18 protein-coding genes and 1 pseudogene are annotated in these 21,559 nt (G+C 28.6%); 5 read left to right on the plus strand and 14 right to left on the minus strand.

Annotated elements, in window-relative coordinates; translation table 11 throughout:
- Nucleotides 1-22: 22 nt before the first annotated feature.
- The 9 genes from H8S20_RS02085 to H8S20_RS02125 form a co-directional block, all read right to left on the minus strand.
- Nucleotides 23-1,396, minus strand: a complete 1,374-nt coding sequence (locus H8S20_RS02085; RefSeq protein ID WP_186859198.1) for an alpha-glucosidase/alpha-galactosidase — start codon at nt 1,394-1,396, stop codon at nt 23-25.
- A 193-nt stretch (nt 1,397-1,589) separates the two neighbouring features.
- On the minus strand, nt 1,590-2,657 hold the full coding sequence (locus H8S20_RS02090) for an AraC family transcriptional regulator (RefSeq protein ID WP_186859199.1): 1,068 nt from the start codon (nt 2,655-2,657) through the stop codon (nt 1,590-1,592).
- Between the two features lie 53 nt (nt 2,658-2,710).
- Entirely contained in the window at nt 2,711-5,125 is a 2,415-nt protein-coding gene (locus tag H8S20_RS02095; protein WP_186859200.1) for a glycoside hydrolase family 2 protein, read from the minus strand.
- An 86-nt stretch (nt 5,126-5,211) separates the two neighbouring features.
- Nucleotides 5,212-6,597: a glycoside-pentoside-hexuronide (GPH):cation symporter gene (locus tag H8S20_RS02100; protein ID WP_186859201.1), complete on the minus strand. Its 1,386-nt coding sequence runs from the start codon at nt 6,595-6,597 to the stop codon at nt 5,212-5,214.
- Nucleotides 6,598-6,897: 300 nt separating this feature from the next.
- Nucleotides 6,898-7,959: an AraC family transcriptional regulator gene (locus H8S20_RS02105; protein ID WP_032119673.1), complete on the minus strand. Its 1,062-nt coding sequence runs from the start codon at nt 7,957-7,959 to the stop codon at nt 6,898-6,900.
- Nucleotides 7,960-8,061: 102 nt separating this feature from the next.
- Nucleotides 8,062-8,856, minus strand: coding sequence for a MerR family transcriptional regulator (locus tag H8S20_RS02110; protein ID WP_186859202.1), 795 nt, complete (start codon nt 8,854-8,856; stop codon nt 8,062-8,064).
- An 83-nt stretch (nt 8,857-8,939) separates the two neighbouring features.
- Nucleotides 8,940-9,419, minus strand: a complete 480-nt coding sequence (locus tag H8S20_RS02115; RefSeq protein ID WP_186859203.1) for an NUDIX hydrolase — start codon at nt 9,417-9,419, stop codon at nt 8,940-8,942.
- A gap of 66 nt (nt 9,420-9,485) precedes the next feature.
- Nucleotides 9,486-10,838: an MATE family efflux transporter gene (locus tag H8S20_RS02120; protein WP_186859204.1), complete on the minus strand. Its 1,353-nt coding sequence runs from the start codon at nt 10,836-10,838 to the stop codon at nt 9,486-9,488.
- 88 nt (nt 10,839-10,926) lie between these two features.
- Nucleotides 10,927-11,877 carry a helix-turn-helix transcriptional regulator gene (locus H8S20_RS02125; RefSeq protein WP_186859205.1) on the minus strand — a complete coding sequence of 317 codons (951 nt, stop codon included), beginning with the start codon at nt 11,875-11,877 and terminating at the stop codon, nt 10,927-10,929.
- A 270-nt stretch (nt 11,878-12,147) separates the two neighbouring features.
- On the opposite strand from H8S20_RS02125, the gene modA reads away from it, so the two are divergent.
- The 5 genes from modA to H8S20_RS02150 all read left to right on the plus strand — a co-directional run bounded on the left by modA (nt 12,148) and on the right by H8S20_RS02150 (nt 16,355).
- Entirely contained in the window at nt 12,148-12,945 is a 798-nt protein-coding gene (modA, locus tag H8S20_RS02130) for a molybdate ABC transporter substrate-binding protein (RefSeq protein WP_186859206.1), read from the plus strand.
- A 21-nt stretch (nt 12,946-12,966) separates the two neighbouring features.
- Nucleotides 12,967-13,650 carry a molybdate ABC transporter permease subunit gene (gene modB, locus H8S20_RS02135; RefSeq protein ID WP_186859207.1) on the plus strand — a complete coding sequence of 228 codons (684 nt, stop codon included), beginning with the start codon at nt 12,967-12,969 and terminating at the stop codon, nt 13,648-13,650.
- A gap of 1 nt (nt 13,651) precedes the next feature.
- Nucleotides 13,652-14,698, plus strand: coding sequence for a sulfate/molybdate ABC transporter ATP-binding protein (locus tag H8S20_RS02140; RefSeq protein ID WP_186859208.1), 1,047 nt, complete (start codon nt 13,652-13,654; stop codon nt 14,696-14,698).
- 167 nt (nt 14,699-14,865) lie between these two features.
- Complete coding sequence (locus H8S20_RS02145) at nt 14,866-15,285, plus strand: hypothetical protein (protein WP_032119680.1); 420 nt, start codon at nt 14,866-14,868, stop codon at nt 15,283-15,285.
- Entirely contained in the window at nt 15,285-16,355 is a 1,071-nt protein-coding gene (locus tag H8S20_RS02150; protein ID WP_186859209.1) for a DNA/RNA non-specific endonuclease, read from the plus strand. Before H8S20_RS02145 ends, H8S20_RS02150 begins: the two co-directional genes overlap by 1 nt.
- Before the next feature lie 90 nt (nt 16,356-16,445).
- Here the strand turns inward: H8S20_RS02150 and H8S20_RS02155 are convergent.
- The 5 genes and pseudogenes from H8S20_RS02155 to H8S20_RS02175 form a co-directional block, all read right to left on the minus strand.
- Nucleotides 16,446-17,021: pseudogene (locus H8S20_RS02155) on the minus strand (GyrI-like domain-containing protein); the annotation flags it as partial.
- A 105-nt stretch (nt 17,022-17,126) separates the two neighbouring features.
- Nucleotides 17,127-18,830 (minus strand): ABC transporter ATP-binding protein, encoded by a 1,704-nt coding sequence (locus H8S20_RS02160; protein WP_032119683.1) that lies wholly within the window; start codon nt 18,828-18,830, stop codon nt 17,127-17,129.
- Nucleotides 18,831-19,122: 292 nt separating this feature from the next.
- On the minus strand, nt 19,123-19,482 hold the full coding sequence (locus tag H8S20_RS02165; RefSeq protein WP_032119684.1) for a hypothetical protein: 360 nt from the start codon (nt 19,480-19,482) through the stop codon (nt 19,123-19,125).
- A 112-nt stretch (nt 19,483-19,594) separates the two neighbouring features.
- Nucleotides 19,595-20,839: a sensor histidine kinase gene (locus H8S20_RS02170; protein ID WP_032119685.1), complete on the minus strand. Its 1,245-nt coding sequence runs from the start codon at nt 20,837-20,839 to the stop codon at nt 19,595-19,597.
- Nucleotides 20,840-20,841: 2 nt separating this feature from the next.
- Nucleotides 20,842-21,525: a response regulator transcription factor gene (locus tag H8S20_RS02175; RefSeq protein ID WP_032119686.1), complete on the minus strand. Its 684-nt coding sequence runs from the start codon at nt 21,523-21,525 to the stop codon at nt 20,842-20,844.
- Nucleotides 21,526-21,559: the final 34 nt, after the last annotated feature.

Here is a 21,559-nt window from a genome sequence, read left to right on the forward strand (position 1 = left end):
TATCACTTAATCTTTTATAGCTTTATTTATATTCTGGTAACCATTCTTTGTGAGCCTCTAACATCTCATCGACTAAAGCTTTAATTTCATCAATAGTTAATTCAGATGATGTATGTGGATCTAATAACGCAGCATAGTAAATATATTCTTTTTTCTTAGTTAATGCTGCTTGTACTGTAAGTTTTTGAACATTTACATTGGTTTGATTTAATGCTGCTAATTGCATTGGTAATTCACCTACATAAGTAGGAGTTATTCCTGATCTATCTGCTACACATGGAACTTCAACGCAACAATCATTAGGTAAGTTTGTGATATGTCCTCTATTTAGTACATTTCCCCCAAATACATAAGGCTTTCCTGTAGCAATTGCCTCAATTATATATGATGCATACTCATGCGTTCTAGTATGAGTTAAATCATCATTTTCAACTAACTTCTTACCTATCATTTTCCAAGCATTTATTTGTGTTTCACATCTCTTTAAATATTCATCTAAAGGAATATTAAACTTTTCTATAAGTTCTGGATGTGAATTCTTTATAAAGTATGGTAAGTATTCAGCATTATGTTCACTTGATTCTGTAACATAGTATCCAAATTGTTTCATTATTTCAAATCTTACTAAATCATCGTGATCATCAACTGTAAACTCTTTATCATCTCCTACTAATTGAGGATACATTTTTTTAACTTCTTCACTATATTCCCTCTTACATATTGGGCCTTCTACTGCTCTTCTCTTTATTTCTGGATATAAATCTTCACCATTTCTTGTCACTTCTAATAACCAAGCCATATGATTTATTCCAGCTATCTTATATTGAACATTATCTGTATCCATTCCAAGTTTTCTTAATAATTCTGGAGCACATACTTGTACACTATGACATAAACCTATAGTTTTTATTTTAGTTCCAAGTTCCATTGCCAATGTTAACATTCCCATTGGATTAGTATAATTTAAAAACCATGCATCAGGACAAACCTCTTCCATATCCTTTGCAAAATCTAACATTACAGGTATAGTTCTTAATGCTCTAAATATACCAGCTACCCCTAAAGTATCTCCTATTGTTTGTTTAAGTCCATACTTTCTTGGAATCTCAAAATCTGTTACTGTACAAGGTTTATATCCACCTACCTGTATTGCATTAACAACAAAGTTTGCATTCCTTAATGCTTCTTTCCTATCAAGAAAGCTTTCAATCTTTGCTCTACCTTCATTACAATTTCTATTTATCGCTCTTAACATAGTTTCAGATTCTTTTAATCTTTCTTCATCAATATCGTATAATGCTATTTCTACCTCATGTAATGAATCAGCAAGCATGATATCTCCAAGTACATTTTTTGCAAAAACTGTGCTACCTGCACCTAAAAATGTTATTTTCATAAATATCCCTCCATTTCATTCTCTACAATAATCATTTTATCATCCTAAAATAATACTATCAGTACTCTGTAGATGTTAATATCTTATTATCAGTATCTTATTGCTACCTACTTAAAACCAATATTTTTTCACTTCAAAATTTATATATAGTAAAAGCTGGCTCATCGGCCAGCTTTTATTATATGATTATTTTTTATAAGTTATTTCTAAACATTACTCTAAACTCTTGTGGGGTCATACTATATTTATTAGTAAACACTTTATAGAAATAACTTTTATTAATATAACCTACTTCTTTTATTATATTATTTATACTTAAATTGCTATTCTTTAATAAATTAATTGCAAGCTTAAGTTTTTTATTTAAGATATATTCACTATATGTTAGTCCTGTGTTTTTTCTTATAATCTTATTTATATAATTAGGATTATAATGAAGCTCATTTGCTATCTTTTCTCTAGATATATCAGAAATGTTTTTCTCAATAAAGCTATCAATATCTATAAAAGCTGTCCTAGTGCTTGAATAATTGAATCTTACTAAATCTAAGCTTTCGTATTCATTAGATAGTATATCTAAAAACCTAATTATTTTTCCTGATAATATTAACTTTGTTCCTATATGAGGAGTAAAGTATTCCTTTACTATATCTTCAACAATTTCATTACATTCAAGACAATTATTCTTTTTAAATATAATATACTGCTCTACTGCATTTTGGTCTTTCAAATCATTTTTTATAAACTCATCTAACTTATAATGAATTGTAGTATATTTACTTACTATTTCATAGAAAAACTTATTTGAGAAACAGAAAAATAATACTGTATTCCCACTTTCAATTGGAATATCATTATGATTTATATTTGGATTTAAAATACATGCTTCCCCTTGATTTAGAGTTATTATCTCTCCATTAATCTCTTGAGAATACTTCCCTTTATATACATATATTAATTCATAATAATTATGCTTATGATAATTTCCTATAAGAATGTCTTCTATTCTTGAGTTTTTTATACCTAAGTTAATTCTAAAATTAACATTCAAGTCATAAATACATAACTTTTCATTTTCTTCGTGAATGTTAGTATTCTTATTAAAAACTTCCATTTCACCTTTTATATTTTTATAATACTCAGATAAATAATATGATTTAAATAACTCTTTTTTATCTTTACACCTAGATAATAGCTCTTCTAACTCAACAGCTTCTTTAAAGTAATCTCTTAAATTAAAACCTTTATTAATGTTATCCATTCTTATCTCCATAGACTTTTATAAGCACTTACAATTAATAATATTAATTACAATTAAATTATATCAATCTTAGCTTCTGATTCAAAATACATCCCTTTAACCTTTATCTTAACTTCTCCAGCTTCTCCAATTGTTCTTATCCAAAATGCTGATGTTCCTGCAACTAATCCAAATTTTGAAGGTCCCATAACCTTAGCTGGTCCATCTATTTCAACTTCAACAAACTCATTGTTAAACTTAAGTGGATTTCCTAAAGAGTCTACTATTTTCACAACAACTCTTGTAGCGTCATAACTTGTCTTGTCAATAGAAAGAACTGTATCATCTGGAATAACTTCTATACCTGATCTCCATCTTAATTCACCAATTGTTTTAGAAATTACTGCCTCACCATTAATATATCCTTCAATAGTCAGCATATTTTCTTTTTCTCCCCAACCACCTGCAAGTTTATAAACAACTCCTAAAATCATCGGAACAGTTATATTGGCTCTAGCAGCAATTTGTCCAAAGAAATTATAATCTTCTGGAGTTAAATCAACTAAGTTTCCTGTTTTAACTTTATTTATTACAAAGTTTCTTATGGCATTTTTATCTTCATCCGAAACCGGTAAGTTTAAATCTGATGATAAAATATGATATACGTTTATCGGTGGATGCTCTAAATTTTTATAAGTATTTCTATCTGGATGATATTCATTAATATATTCTCCATCCTTATAAATCTTTACATAATCACAGTTAGTTAAAATAGAGAATGGTATTATTCCCCCTCCATCTCTTTCTCCTCTGCAAGCTTCAGTTATAGCTTCTAAAACAATACCATCTTTACAATCTTTTTGTGATGCATATGAATAAGCTGCATACTTCTTATTTCTAAACATATCCATTACACCATGGTAACATATCTTATCTCCTGATCCAAAACAACTATGAGTGTTATAGTCAAATGCACACCAGCTTATTGTTCCACTTATCTCTTCTGAACCTAATACTTCATTTATAACTCTTAAATGTCTATGTGCATGTTCAACAGCCTTAGCTTCATGATCAAAGCTCTTAGTAGGATACATATGTCCATTACTTTCTGTAACCAAATAAGGTACTTTATAATCTAAGCCTGTAGCTTCCTTTTGAGTTATAAATACTCTTTCTCCTCCATTATGAGCAAAATCATTTAATGTAAATACATCCTCTAAGAACTCACTCTTATGAATGTATCTAACTCCGCCTGTTTGTCTTACTGGATCTAATTCACGAGCTAACTTATTTGTTCTTGTGTAAAAGTCATGATTATCTTGAGATTCATTTATTCTAACTCCCCATAAAATTACAGATGGTCTATTATAATCTCTCTTTATCATATCTTCAACATCTTTAATAGCTAACGCTTGCCAATCTAAATCACCTATATGTTGCCATCCTGGTATTTCTTCAAATACTAAAATACCAACTTCATCACATCTATCTAAGAAGTGTCTTGATTGTGGGTAGTGTGAAGTTCTTACTAAATTTAATCCTAAATCATACTTTAAAATTTCTACGTCTTTCTTTTGAACTCTTTCAGGCATTGCATATCCTACATATGGATAAGATTGATGTCTATTAAGTCCTACAATCTTTGTAAGCTTTCCATTTAGATAGAATCCTTCAGTAGTAAACTTAGCATCTCTAAAACCTATTCTATCACTGTAACTATCAATAACTTCATTATCTTTTCTTAATTCAACTTTTACTGAATAAAGCTTTGGATTATCTAAATCCCAAAGTTCTAAGCCTTTTATATCATCAATTTGTAATGTATTTATACTCATATCTTTATTTATTTCTAATTCCTTTTCTACTGAGTACAATACATTTTCATTATCTAACAACTGTACTGAAACATTAAATTTATCATCATTACCACAATTATTAATTTCTACATCTACTTCTAATTTTTTAGATTCTTCTAAGCAATTATAGGTTCTCGTATATATATTATTTATATGAGTTTGGTCTACTATTCTTAAAGAAACTTCTCTATAAATTCCTCCATAAGTTAAATAATCAACAACATTTCCATAAGGTGGTATATCTTTTCTTTCTGTAGAGTCAACCTTAACTACTAATATATTTTCTTCATCGTATTTTATAAAATCAGTTATATCCGCTGAAAATGGAGTGTATCCACCTTTATGACTAGTTATATGATTTCCGTTTAAATAAACATCACAAGCTAGCATTACACCTTCAAAATCTACATATATCTTTTTACCTTTATTATTTGAATCTAAATTTAACCTCTTTGCATAACAAGAGATAAATTGATACTCTCTTTCGTCAAAATAGTTATATGGTAATTCTATATTTGTATGTGGTATATCTACCTTTGTAAAATCATTTTCATTAATATTCCCATTAATATATTCTTCTTTAAATTCAGCTCTATATAACCAATTGCTATTTATAAATTTAATCTGTCTCATTACTACACCTCTTACATATCTCTACTTAATTTTAATAAATGGTATAGGCTCTTACCCCTATACCATTTAATTAATACTATTAATTATTATTTATTTGCTTTTCTTTCAGCAATTTCTTTCATTATTTGTGCATGTCTTTCCTCAGTTAAGTCATACCACTTCATTGGTATACAAGCAACTAATGCTATTACCCCTGGTACTATTGATGAAACTAAATGGAATACTGTTAAAGTCATTTGTGATTGTTCTACATTTGGAACATATCCTGCAAAAGTTAATATTCCACCAGCTATTAATCCTGAGAATGCCATTGCAAGCTTAGTTGTGAAAGTTCTAGTTGAACTTATTACTCCTTCATTTCTTTGCCCTGTTTTCCATTCAGCATATTCTATTGTATCTGCAATCATTGAAGATACTATAACCATAGATAAAGTTATAAGTGTAACTTGTGCTGCAGATAATATCATTATTAACCATACTTGACTATATGGAGTAATCATAAATATAACCCCAACTACTAAAAGAGTTATACTAGCTCCTATTAGTGCTCTCTTCTTACCAAATTTAGATGCAATCTTTGGTGCAAATAAAGAACCTAATATTGTTCCTGGTAAAGCTAACATAGAGAATATAGGAACTAAATTTAATGTACCTAAGTTATATTGAACATAGAATAATTGTAAACTCATCTTTATAATCATACCTAAATTTAAAGCAACAGATGCTATTAGTACTATTAATAATGGTTTATTTGTTCCTAAAGCTTTGGCAGCTTTTTTATAATTAAACTTTTCTGTACTTGCCTCTACATGTTCTCTTGTTAATTTAAATCCTGTAAGGTATAAAGTTATACCAATTACAGCCATAACTATTGCAGTTCCAAAGAAACCTGATTTTGTATTTGCTCCACCAAATGCATTAAGTAATGGCACTATTAACATTCCAGCTACAGTTGATGCAATACTTGTTCCTAAATTAGAGTATGAGAATATTTTAGTTCTTTTAACTGGATCTGTAGTCATTGCAGATGGCATACTCCAATATGGAATATCTATTGCAGTAAATGCCATACTCATTAATATATAAGTTACAGCTGCATATATCATAGCTGCTGTTCCTGTAACATTTGGAACTGTAAAGTTCAATACTAAACAAATTCCTACTGGTATAGGCATAATTAATAACCAAGGTCTAAATCTTCCCCATTTAGTTCTAGTTTTATCTGCTATTACTCCCATCATAGGGTCATTTATAGCATCCCATGCTCTTGCTCCAAAGAATAACATACCAACAAATGCAGCAGATAATCCAAAAACATCAGTATAGAACATCATCATATAACTGCTCCAGAAAGCAAATATAAAGTTTTGTCCGACACCTGCTATAGCATGTCCAAACATTTCTTTTCCTGTTACCTCTCCAGCACTAACTTCAGAAGTCGTTTTTACATTTTTAGTTACAACTTGATCCATATTTATCTCCCCTTTGTACCATTTTAAGTTATCTATAAGTTTTAAATTTATCCCCTAAAAACTTATTTGAAATACTAATTAAATTAAATTAAATATTAGTTCTAGTAATCATTTACATCCTCTCAAAAACTTAGATAACCTTTACATTTTTAAGTTTAGCACCTATTATCTCTTATATCAGTACTCTATCAGGAGGTTTTTTTATAAAATAGTATCCTATTGATAAATATTAGGTTAATTTTTATTAATCATTACAAAACCTAACTTAATTTTAGTATCCTGTTAACTTTTTGTTAACAGTTAACTCTCTTCACAAAAGCTATTCCTTAACATCATTCTAAACTCTTTAGGTGTAACTCCAAACTTAGCTAAGAACAATTTATAAAAATAACTTTTATTTATATATCCAACTTCTCTTATTATATTGTTTATGCTTATATTACTATCCTTTAAAAGTTCAATTGAAGCTTCTAATCTCTTATTTGCTATATATTCACTATATGTAATTCCTCTATTAATTTTTATAATCGTATTTATGTAATTTGCGTTATAATGTAAATTCTCAGCTATTTTTTCTCTAGAAACCTCGCTTATATTTTCATCAACATATTTTTCAATCTGCTCAAATATTATATTTTCTTTTTTTGCATTATCTTTAATTACTACATGTTCATTATAGTCAGTAGATAATAAATTAAATAATCTTGCAATATACCCCATAATTATATAATTTGTACCTATATCTTTATTAAAATATTCATAAACAATATGTCTTAATATCTTATTAAACGCCTCATTATTACCATCTTTAAATAAGATATACTGATTTACTAATCGTTCATCTTCATTTTTTTCGTTTATAAATTCATATATAATCTTATTTTCATTTATATATTCTTTTAAATACTTATTAAAGATCTTATTTGAAAAACTAAGAAATAAAACTGTATCTCCACTATATATAGGTTCGTCCCTATGCTTTATATTCTGATTTAACATACAGCATTCCCCTTGTTTTAAACTAACCTTCTCTCCATTGATATTTTGAGAATAAGCGCCTTCATATACATAAATCATTTCAACATAATTATGGCTATGTGAATGCTTAAATGGAATTTCCTTATCAGGCTCACCTCTTAAGCATAAATCAACCTTGAAGTTTACATTTAATTCATAAGACTTATCTCCATTTGATAAATTATTTTCATTAAGCATTAATATATCTCTATTGAGATTTTTAAAATAATTAGATGTAATTATTGCTTTTACAACATCTCCTGTATTGTCACATTTTTTAATGCTATTCTCTAAATCTATATGATCTTTAAAATAATTTCTTATATCACATTTTTTTAGTTCCATATAACTCCCCCTCTCCTGTATGTTAGTTTTTATATTTAGTATTATAAGTTAATTGGGGATAAAAATAAATAAAAGGAGCCAGTGCCTAGCTCCTAACTTTAATTATTCAATTATCCATTGCCATGTTTCTTCATTAAATTTTGCATTATAATAAGCCGCTATAGAATCTCTTAGAAATACTGACGCACCTTCTCCTGCTGCATTATCATAGTAAGCAGTAAATCTTTCATCATCTACATACATTTGTCCTAGCCCTAAATGTGCTTGAACTTGATAATCACCAAAGAAAGATAACCATCTCTTATGCAGTTCTACTACTTCTTTTGCCTTTTCCCCTTTAGGATTACCATCTTTAACAGCTTCCTTTAGACTTTCATTTATTTGAACTCCTAAGCCTTGAACTTCATCCCATTGTTCCTTTGTAAGGTTCCCAAGCTTCTTATAACTTTCCTCTACTTTAGAGTCTCCATACTTTTCTCTTATTTCACTGCCGTGCTTCTTTTCATTTTCTTCTATTACACTTTTCTTAAATCCTTCAAATTTTTCTTCTGCTGACATTGTAATTCCTCCTTCTAAAGAACAAATAGTCTTTTCTACATTGATTAATAATTTTCTTAATTCTTCTTGTTTTTTCAAGATATTTTCTTTATGCATATATAAAGCCTTTTTAGTATCAAAATCTTCACTAGCTATTATTTCTTTTATCTTTTCTAGAGGTAATTCCAATGCTTTGTAAAATAATATCTGTTGAAGCATATCTACTTCTTTATCTCCATATATCCTATAACCTGATGAATTTATTCTAAGAGGCTTTAAAAGATTAATTTCATCATAATATCTTAAAGTTCTAGTACTAATACCGGCAAGTTTAGCTAAACTTTTAATGGAATATTCCAAGAAAATCACCTCCTAATATCAATATAGACTTTTACGCAACGTCAATGTCAACACTATTTATAAATCTTTTTTATATTACTTATTTAGTATTCGTAAGTAACAATATGCTCTATTCCATCTTTTATATTTTTTAATTTATCTTCGAAGAATGTGGGATATGCTCTATACTCATTTAATTTATCAATAGGTATCCAGTACATATTTTCCTTAATACCTTGAACGTAACTGTTACTATTTAATTCAAAAGTTCCTCTTGGCTTCATTAAATAATAACATGCTATTTCGTGACACTCTTTCCCAGATAAACTTCCATCTCCCATAAAAAAATTCTCATGTATAAATACTAGTCTATCGACTTCATATTCTATTCCTGTTTCCTCAAAAACTTCACGTTTTACAGCCTCTTCTGATGATTCACCTATATGAACACCGCCACCTATAGAATAATAATAGCTTTCTCTCTCATTCCCTGCAAAAAGTACATGTCCATTTTCAATAATGATTGCTGCTGCACGATATCGGAACCATTTATTCTCTCTTGTAAATCCACAATCATATTCCATTTCTCCCACCTCCATAGCCATATTTTATTTATATTTTTAAATTATAATTTTAAATCTTACTTAAAATTATACTGTTGTATAATGAATCCACTTCCCTTTCCAAACACGTGGTATAGTAATAATTGCCTTAACACATTCATCGCTAGATAAAATTAAGTATACTAAAACCGGGTGTAGTTTTAAAACAAAGGCACATAATAATCCTAAACCTATCTTGCATATCCATAACGTTCCTATATCTATTGCAGCACAGAATGCTGTATCTCCTCCTGCTCTTAATATTCCTACAAAGATAGTTATAGTTATAGCTTGGAAGAATAATAAAAATGCTGATACATATAACATGCTCTTGATTAATTCTGCTGTTTGTTCTGATGAATTTATAAATGATGGTGCTATAGGTCTAATAGCTAATACCATAATCACTACTACTATTCCTAAAACCACACTTATTTTTACTAAAAACTTAGAAAAGCTTATTACTTCCTCTTCATGCTTTTTACCTTTACCTATAAGATTCCCTAACACTACTCCAGCAGCTCCCCCAAGTCCCATCATTGCAACACCTGAAAGCTGTTGAAATACATTTATAAAACTATTTGCTGCAATTACATTAGCCCCTAATCTTCCAATAATAGCAGCTTGCATAGAAATACCTAATCCCCAATTTATTTCGCTTAATAATACTGGCAAGCTATAGGTAGCAATACTCTTCCAATACTTAGATGTTTTTCTGAATATATCTTTAACTCTAAACTTAACCTTATCTTCAATCTTATACATATAAATTAAAACTAATATGCTTTCAAAAATTCTACTTATTAATGTTGCTATTGCTGCACCTCTACATTCTAATCTTGGCATACCAAACCTACCAAATATTAAAGTATAATTTAAAAATACATTTAGTATAAATGATAATCCATATATATACATAGATATTTTTACATTCTGTATACTTCTAAGCCCCATTAAATAAATTCCAGTGAAAGCTGAAAATACATATGAGAGTGCTACTATGCTTAAATATTGGGCTCCATAATTAATTACTTCAGCCTCGTTAGTAAATATGGCTACAGCCTGCTCTGGGAATATGAGAACAACTACCGAAGCTAGCAGCCCACCTATTATTCCTATTCTCATCATCAATCCCATAATAGTCTTTATAGCTCCTGTATCCCTTTGTCCCCAATACTGAGCATTTAAAACCATTGAACCAGATGCTAGTCCAAATATTAAAGTTGTAAAAATAAAATATGGTTGATTCGCTTGTGATATACCTGCTAGTTGTATTTCACTAATATTTCCTATCATCAGCGTATCTGTAACACTTACTCCAACATTAATTAGATTTTGTATTGCTATTGGAATCGCAATAATAATTATTTTCTTTAGTAGCTCTCTCTGTCTTTCTGTCATTATCTTTCCTCCCATAATTCCCTTTGTGTTATTATTTATTTTAGTAAACTTTAAGGAGGTGCTTACTACTTTCATCACCTCCTTACTTTTATGTATAAGCTATAATCTTACCAATATCTCTTAGGTCATATCCACTTAACCCGTCAATTTCTTCTTTAAATTCTTTAGACTCAATTATATCAACAATTGTTTTATAAACATCTAAATTTAAATCTTCTTTTTTTATTACTAAGTCATAACGTTCTTCTTGTATAGGAATAAAATCTATCCCTTTAACTTGAAGAGCTATTTTTTCTATTCCCATTCCTACATCCCCTTCTCCTCTTGCAATACTACTAGCAACAGAAAGATGAGAATTTCTTTCTATATCATATCCTTTAATATTACTTGAACTTATATTATTAGCTCTTAACTTTTCATCAAGTAATATTCTTGTGCCTGATCCCTTTTCCCTATTTATAATAGATACATTCTTATTAATTAAGTCTTCCCAAGTCTTTATATTATGAGGATTCCCTTTTGCTACATAAAATCCCTGCATTCTATAAGCTAAGTTTATAAGTACACAAGATATTCCCGGTAATAACCTTCTAACATACTCATAATTGTAAGTATTGCTATCTCCATCCCATAGATGTGATGAACATAAAGAAATTCTATCGTTATATAGATCATATAGATTTGTATAGCTACCTACATTATTTCTTAGTACTCTTATATCACTTATATTGGCCTTAATATATTCACTTAAAATATCTAATATTTGATCTTGCCCTGCTATAATTATATCTTTGCTACTACTAATTACATTTTCCGATTTTACTTGGACTATCTCCTTAACTCTCCTTACAGCCTTATTGTTATACCCTGTCTTTTGACTTTCTATATATTGATTTACATCAGCTTTATCTATTCTTAATTTTTTACCTACTTTATATCCAGGTAATTCTCCTCTTTTAACTAACTCATATACAGTGTTTTTAGTTATATTTAGAAGTTCTGCTACCTCCATAGCATTTAGAGATTCCTTAGAATTCATACAATCACTCCTCACTTCTATAATATTTTACCATCAAAACTACAACTGATACAATTACTTAACTCCTTATTTATCCATTTAAAAACCAAACATAACAAAACAATACAAAACATTATAAAACATATCATTATTAATTGTATTTAGCTTTATTAAATGATAAAATACTACTTGTACACATTTTATAAATAAGTAAAGCTTTCTAACTCTTTATAATAAATGTAAATAATTAAAATACTATAAAGAAAATATAGATATAAAGGAGATTCTATTATGAAAAAATTCACCAAAATCTTATCTTTACTACTAACATCATCTTTAGTATTATCATCAGTAGGATGTAGTTCTACATCAAGAGATTCTAACAATGATAATAAAACACCTGTTGAGCTTACTATCTCAGCAGCAGCAAGCTTAAAAGAAGCAATGTCCGAACTTGAACCACTATTTACAGAAAAAAATCCTAATATTTCATTAACATTCAACTTTGGAGCATCAGGGTCACTACAACAGCAAATAGAGCAAGGAGCTCCATGTGATTTATTTATATCTGCAGGTAAAAAACAAATGACTGCACTTACTGATAAAGATTTATTAGTTTCTGATACAAACAAAGACTTAGTAAAAAATAGATTAGTTTTAATCAGTACTGATAACACTGAAGTTACTACTTTAGATGATTTAACTACAGACAAGGTTAAAACAATAGCTGTAGGTGAACCTAGTTCAGTTCCCGCTGGTAAATATGCTGATGAAGTTTTAGAAAACTTAAAAATAAAATCTGAAATAGAATCAAAGCTTGTTTTTGCTAAGGATGTAAAAGAAGTTCTAGCTTGGTCTACTTCAGAAAATGCTGATGTAGGTTTTGTATATTTAAGCGATGCTTTAAGCAATGATACTGCTAAAATAATAGAAACAATTCGAGAAGATCTTCATTCTCCTATCACTTATCCAGTTGCTGTAATAAAGAATAGCAAAAATGTTGATGCTGCAAAAACTTTTGAAGACTTTTTATTCTCAGATCAAGCTCAACAAGTATTTGAAAAATACGGATATAATAAAGTTCAATAAATCAACCTTGGAGGAATTAATATGAGTACAAACCTTTCCCCTTTATGGATATCAATTAAAACAGCCTTTTTAGCAACAATAATAACATTTATACTTGGTGTAGCTGCAGCTTACTGGATCGCTAACTCCAAGAATAAACTTAAAGGACTAATTGATGGTTTGTTTACTCTTCCATTAATTCTTCCTCCAACTGTTATAGGATTTTTCTTATTGCTTTTATGCGGTAAAAATGGTCCTGTAGGTAAATTTTTATTAAACTTTGACGTTACTTTAATATTTTCATGGACTGCTACAGTTATTGCAGCTACAGTAGTTTCATTTCCAATGATGTATAGGACTAGTCGGGCTGCTTTTGAGCAAATTGATATAAATGTAGTTTCTGCCGCTAGAACCTTAGGTTTAAGTGAAATGAAGATATTCTTTAAAATTGCTCTTCCATTAGCTTGGCCTGGAATTATAGGGGGACTAGTCCTTTCCTTTGCAAGAGCTATGGGAGAATTTGGAGCTACATTAATGTTAGCAGGAAATATCCCTGGTAGGACGCAAACTATGCCTCTTGCAATATTCTTTGCCGTTGAAGGTGGAGATATGAAAACTGCTATGCTTTGGGTTCTTATAATAGTTGCGATTTCACTATTTATGATAATAATATTAAATTACTGGTCTGATATCCAATTAAAGCTTATGGGAAGGAGAAAGAGATAATATGTCATTATTAATAGATATTGAAAAACACCTTCCTACCTTTGATTTAAAAGTTAAAGTAAATCAAGATAAAGGAGTTATTGGTTTCTTAGGGGCTTCCGGTTCAGGAAAGAGTCTTACCTTAAAAACTATGGCCGGATTAGATAAGCCCACCAAAGGTAAAATCATAGTTGATGGTACTGAATTTTATAATTCTGGCTCAAAAATAAACTTATCTCCTCAAAAAAGACAAGTAGGATTTTTATTTCAAAACTATGCATTATTCCCTAACATGAGTGTGTCAGAAAATATTCAAATAGGATTAGGAAGCTTAAATAAATCTGAAAAAATTAAATTATCTAAAGAATATATAGAACGACTTGACTTAGGTGGTTTAGAAAAGCATTATCCATGGCAATTATCTGGTGGTCAACAACAACGAGTTGCTTTAGCTAGAGCATTAGTAATATCACCAAAAATATTACTATTAGATGAACCTTTCTCTGCTTTAGATCATCATCTAAGACATTCTATGGAAAAAGAACTTATGTCTATATTAAAAGACTATAGTGGAAATGTAATCTTTGTTACTCATGACATAGAAGAGGCCTTTAGGGTATGTGATAATATAGTAGTTTTTGATAAAGGAACTGCTTTAAACAATAGAAATAAAATAGATTTATTTAAATCGCCTAAATCTTATGCAGAAGCTAAATTAACAGGCTGCAAAAATATATCTCCTGCAAAACTTAGTTCTTCTAATAAGATTTATGCAGAAAGCTGGGGATATGAATATACTATTAACGCTTTACATACTGATAATATTAATTACGTAGGTATAAGAGCTCATCATATTAAATTAGCTAATTCTGATGACGAAATTAATTCTTACTCATTCATTGTAGAAAATATAATTGAAAACCCCTTCGATTATACAATTTACATAAAGAACCCTATTCTACCTAATGGAGACTTAATAGGATTTTCACTTGATAAAAAGAAGCTTACCTTTAAAATATCTGATACTATAAATGTAAAGTTCCCAATTGAAAGTTTATTTTGTTTTTAATAAATTTAAGCCAATGATATTTAAGTTGTCATTGGCTTATTTAAATATCTATTTAAATCCAACATTAATTATATAGTTATTTCTATTTAATTATTATACTTGTTACTATGACTAAAATAATCTTTTTTTGATATAATATTACAAGGAAATATATAAGGAGGAAAACTATGAATATAATTGTTTGTTTAGATGATAAAAATGGAATGATGTTTAATAAACGACGTCAAAGTCAAGATAAGCTTTTAAGAGCTGATATAAGTGACTCTATTGGCAATTCAAATCTTTTTATGAACCACTATTCTTATAAATTATATAAAGATATTGATAACGGAAAAGTTCAAGTTTGTGATGACTTTTTAAACAAATGCGGGTCTAATGATTTTTGTTTAATAGAAGATAAATCATTATTTAATTATGCAAATAATATTGATACTTTAATAGTTTACAAATGGAATAGAGTTTATCCAGCTGATTTATACTTTGATATAGATTTACAAAATTCAAATTGGAAGCTAATTGAAAGCACTGAATTTCAAGGATCTTCACACGATAAAATAACAAAAGAAATTTATAGGAGAATACACTAATGAAAACCTTATTTAAACTTAAAAATTCACTAATCATTTCGCTAGGAATTTTACTATGTTTAAGTGGATTTATCAGTTGCTCTACAACTGATCCTACTTCTAGCAAGAATAACAGACAAGTAGTTGAAGATTCTGGCTCTAATAATATAGTTTTAACTAATCCCGACTCTAATAATAACAAAGATTCAAATAATACTAATATTACTACAACTAATGATATTCCAAAATATTCTGGTGAAGACTACATCATTTTAAATGATAATATTCCAAACTTTACTGCATCAGATCTTACAACTAATTCTTTTGAAGAATATAGCCCACTAGATAGCTTAGGCAGATGTGGAGTTGCATATGCAAATATAGGTTCTGATATAATGCCAACTGAAAAAAGAGAATCTATAAGTTCTGTTAAACCAAGTGGTTGGCAATCAATTAAATACGATATAGTTGAAGGGAAATACTTATATAACAGATCACACTTAATTGGTTATCAATTAACTGCTGAAAATGCAAATGAGAAAAATTTAATTACTGGAACAAGATATTTTAATGCTACTTTAATGCTTCCATACGAAAATATGGTTGCCGACTATATAAAAGAAACAAATAACCATGTTTTATATAGAGTAACTCCAGTATATGAAGGTGATAATCTTGTGGCAACTGGCGTTCAAATGGAAGCAAAATCAGTAGAAGATGATGGCGAAGGTATTGAATTTAATGTATTTGTTTATAATGTACAGCCTGGTATTGCGATAGATTATTCAAATGGAAATAGTGCCCTTTCTGGTGAAGAAATCAAAAATAATACTACTAACAATAATACTAGTAGTGATAATAATAGTTCTAATGATGGTAACAATAATAATACCTCTACTAATACTAATGATAATACCAATACAGGTAATACCCCTAAAGAGGAAACAGTAATAAGAGGAAATTCAAAATCAAAAATTTATCATTGCCCTGGTCAAAGAGATTATGAAAATATGTCAGACTCTGAACATCTTGTTAACTTCAATAGCGAATCAGATGCTATAGCTGCAGGATACAGAAAAGCTAAACGATAAATTTAAGGCAATACACAGTATTTACACATTACTGTATATTGCCTTTTTTATATTATTAAATAATTATCTTTAAAACTACGCTCATCAACACTATTTTTTCTTTACTGGAATCCAAATTTCGCTATAATAATTTTTATCCAATATTCCTTTTTCATAGTTACTTGGATCATTATACATTTCTATATTATATCCTGCTGAGATAGTATATTCCCTTTCATTTGGTAACCACTCTGAAAATATTTTTTTATTAATTTCTTGAATCGCTTGTGGACTTGGCCCATAACAAGGAAAAATAGCCCATGTATACTTAGGAATTGTCTTAACTATATATCCTTCCATTCCATCTTTCTCTTTAGAGTAATCCTCAGCAATAAGATATTCGAACTCATTACCACCCATTTCTTCATCAATGTTTATACCATACATTCCACAAATATCTTTTAATTTTCCTTGTGAAATATGCTCATTCCAGAATGAAGGAACCTCCATAAACGCAGACTCATACTTAAACTTTTTAGATGCTCCTATAACCTTAAATTCATCTTTTTCAACAATTTTATAATCCATAACATATCCACCTTCCAATGAAAATTTAATTCTAAGGGCAACAAATGACTTTATCATTGCTCCCTCTTTACGAACAGCAGACGGTGTAACTCCATGAAATCCTGACTTTTTCAGCTTTCTTTTGTCTTATTATTCTTTATAGTAAAAAGTGAATCTTTTATTTATCTTCTCTACATATAAGATTAATTTTCTACAATTCTATAGCTAACTTACAAGTTCACTTTCTCCTTCTATAGTATATAAATCATAAAATTCCTTTTTATTATTTATAAGCTCATCAAATGATCCTTTTTCAACAACATTACCATTATCCATAACTATAATCTCATCATATCTTTTTAAAATACTATCAATTAACTTATGTGTTACAGTAATTACAGTTAAATCTTCAATATTTAACAATGTATCCTCAATTTCAAAGGCTGTTTTACTATCAAGCGCTGATGTACCTTCATCAAGTAAAAGTATTGGTGTATTTTGAATCAGCGATCTAGCTATTGCAACTCTTTGCTTTTGTCCACCTGATAAATTATTGCCATTTTCACCAATTTCAGAATCTACACCTTTAGGTAAAACCCTTAAAAACTCGCTAACTCCACTATTTTCTAGTGCTTTTTCTAATACTTTATCATTAAAATCTTTACCTAAAATAATATTTTCCTTTAAGGTCTTATCAAACATATAAACATTTTGATGAATTATAGACATATGATTATTTATAGAATTTTTATCTAGCTTATCATAATTATATCCATCTAAAGCTATCTCTCCATCAAAATCATCATAATAACCTAGTAACAATTTTAATAAGGTTGATTTACCACTACCACTACGACCAACAATTGCATATTTTTTATCTTTTTCAAAGCTTACTGATAATCCATCTAATGCATTCCTATCTTCATTGTAAGCAAAAGTAATATCTTTTAGCTCTATTTCTTTTTTAAAACTTTCAAGTTTTACAGTATCTATCTTTTTTTTACTTTCATTGATTATTGATAAAAGTTTAAAATTTACTTCTTTCATACCTTTAACTAAAGTAACCTTACTTACTATCCAAGTTATTGGCCAACATATTCCATTAGCTAATTGCACTACAGCAAATAATGTCCCTACAGTTAGTTGTCCCTTTATTAAGAAATATCCACCTAGTGCTATAGTTGAAATCTGAGACATTACACCTAAGAACATTGACAAAGCTTGCGATATACCTTGAATATGATTAGATTTAAACTTTAAGTTTTCTACTGTACTATTTTCATCAAGAAATTCTTCTGTCATATTATCAACAATATTATAGGATTTAATTACTTCATACCCTGAAAAAATGTCTTTAATTCTGGTTGTGAATATACTATTTTGTTTACTTACGTCATCTTGTCTTTTAGCAGTTGGTGCTCCAAGTATTGCTGGTATTAAAAATAATAATGCTGAAGTTGCACATACAACTAAAGTCACCCATGGATTGATCCATAAAAGAAGAGCTGTAGTTCCTACGAAAATTACTACATCGCCAATCATCTCAAGATATGGAACTAAGTATTTAGTTTCAACCATATTAATATCATTAGTTAGTTGTGATATATACTCTGCTGTATTTTCACTATTAAAATCTTTATAATTTTTTCTTAATATACCCCTAAAAATATCTTCCTTGAAATCTGTTAAAGTCTTCTTAATATAAATAAATTGAGTTGTCTTATTTAAATAATCATTAATACCCATTATCATAAAGAAAATAATTGAAAATATTATCATATCAATAAATCCATTAACATCCTTATTCATAGCAGTATCTACTATCTGTTGAATTATTAGTGCAATTAAAACTTGCATAATAGCTCCAAAAGCTCTAAATAATACAGTGGTTGCAAGCCACCCTTTATACCTTAAAATATACTTCGTCATAAACTTCCTACTCCTTCTTATAAATATAATCATTCTTTTAATAATTAAAAGTTCTTGTTCTTTATATTGTCATTATATCAACTTAACCCTCATTATAAACCCAATTATTGTAAGTGGTTAATATACTATTGTAAGTGGTTAATATAATTAGCTAAAATGCTTGAAATAAAAAAAACTAAATACTAATTTCTTAGTATCTAGCTCTTTATTTGACCTACTATTTTCCTACGTTTCCCTTTACTAACTCCAATTAATTCTAATCGAATTTTCTTTTATACTTTGCTAGTATATTTTAAGCATCTTCCTTTTCTATGCCACTACTCTGATCATTAGTTGGTATATTTTCACTTGGAGACATATTATTCATATTAGGAGGAAACATTTGATTATTTCCACCATTCATTTCACCTGGTATATTGTTCATATCAAACTTTCCATCTTTATTTCCACCCATGCCCATTTGCTCTTGACCACCTAATATAGATAAATCTACAGCTGTTTCAACAGTTCCATATTCTGTAGAAGATTGTTCTCCATTAAGTTGTGATATCACACTTGATGATCTATCTTGCATAAATGCTCTCAACTCAGAAACTGCACTTTCGTACTCATCATAAGTATAAAAAGCCGTAACATCCTCTTTAACATACACATCCCCTTCTTTTTCTCTTTTAATTCTAGTACTTAATCCTTAACATTTACTTAACAATAATTAACAACAAAAAAAAATCTCTACATAGAAAACTGTAGAGATTTTTCATTTATTATTTTATAATTCTAGGGATTAACAAATTAAATTCTGTTCCTTCAGCAATTTTTGAAGTCAACTTAACTTTTATATCTAAAGTCTTTGCAATAGATTTTAATAAACTTAAACCTATCCCACTTCCACTAATACTCTTAACTCTTACGTCAGCACTTCTAAAGAATCTATCAAAAATACGCTCTTGTTCTTCTTCTTTTATTCCAATTCCATTATCTTTCACTGTTACTTTTATATTTTTACCTAGATCTTCAAATATAAGCTGTATATTTCCATCTTCCTTCGTATATTTAAATGCATTTTCGATTAATATTATAATCATTCTCTTAATTTTATTATAATCCCAATTTACCTTTGTATTATCATCTAATTTTCTTATAATATCAAAAGATTTTTCTTGTATTTCTGCTAAATCCACATAAAACTCACTTACATCTGTTATAAATTCATCTAAAGAAAACTCTGTAATATTAACACTTCCATCTACATCTTCTTTGGATAACAATAATAAGTCACTATTTAACTTCTCTAATCCTCTTACTTCACTCATCATCTTAGATATATGATCAAAGTTATTATCTATTGTATCTCCCCACTTATTAGCTAAAAGTTCAAGCTTTCCTCTTATAACAGCTAATGGCGTCCTCATCTCATGAGATGCATCTTGAACAAAAAATACTTGCTTATCATAAGCTTCCTTTACAGGCTTCATTATTTTTGATGAAAGATAATAAGATAATATAAGAGCTATAATAATTAAAATAATAAAACTTAAAACTATAGAGCTCATAAGTTGATTTACTGATTGTATCTCTGAGTCCACATTTATTATGAGAGATATTTTCAAGTCATTGAAGTGAAATTTTATTCCCCTAAAAGTATAATCTCCAGATGTGAAAGTAACTATCTTATCTTCTGTGTTTTCCGGAAAATCTGGTAAATTTTCCGAATCAAAATAGTAATTTTGATTCACTAAAGCAACACCATTTCCACCTTGTACCACCATAATAATATTAGGTGGTAGCTTAGGTATTCCTCTCCAATCCCGGCCATCTATACCCCTACTTAACACATTTGTATATACATTTCTTTCGTCCATAAGCTGCTTATCTATATGACTAAATACTATAGAAGTATATAAAGTTTTAGTTATTATTGCGAAGATTAAAAGACATAGAAAAACTATAACTGTACTTAAAACTGTTACTTTTCTTTTAGTCTTAAAAAATATATCCTTTTTCCTCATAATTAATCCTCAATACTTTCGTCCATTAAATACCCCATACCTCTTTTAGTTACTATATATTTATCATAATCATACTTGCTTAAATTCTTTCTAAGTCTACTCATATAAACCTCTATTATCTCGGTAGAAGCATCGCTATTATATCCACAAATATTATCAAAAATTTGTTCTTTAAATAGAAGAACACCTTTATTCATAATTAGATATTCTAAAAGATTATATAATTTTTCATTTAATTCTATTTCAACATCTTTAATATATACTCTTTTAGTTTTCATATTAACTTCCATATCTTTAAACTGAAGTAAGTTAGAGCTTTTAATTTTTCCTATACTTTTTAAAATAGCTATAATTCTAGCTTTTAGTTCCTCCATATAAAAAGGTTTTGTAAGGTAATCATTTGCTCCTAAATTAAAAGCCTTAAGCTTATCTCCCAGTTCTTCTTTTGCTGTTAAAACTATTACAGCTGTATCTATTCCCTTCTTTGACATATGATTAAGTACGCCCATTCCATCAATTTCAGGAAGCATTAAATCCAAAATGATAATATCAAAATCATACAACTCTAAATAATCTATAGCATCTCTTCCATTATATACATTTTTAATATCCATCTCATTTTCAAAATACTCTAATATATTCTCACTAATCTTTTCATTATCTTCTACTAATAATACCTTTATCATCGCTAATTCCTCCATAATAAGCTATAGTTTTCCT

The organism is Clostridium hominis, assembly GCF_014287825.1.
GTDB lineage: Bacteria > Bacillota > Clostridia > Clostridiales > Clostridiaceae > Clostridium > Clostridium hominis.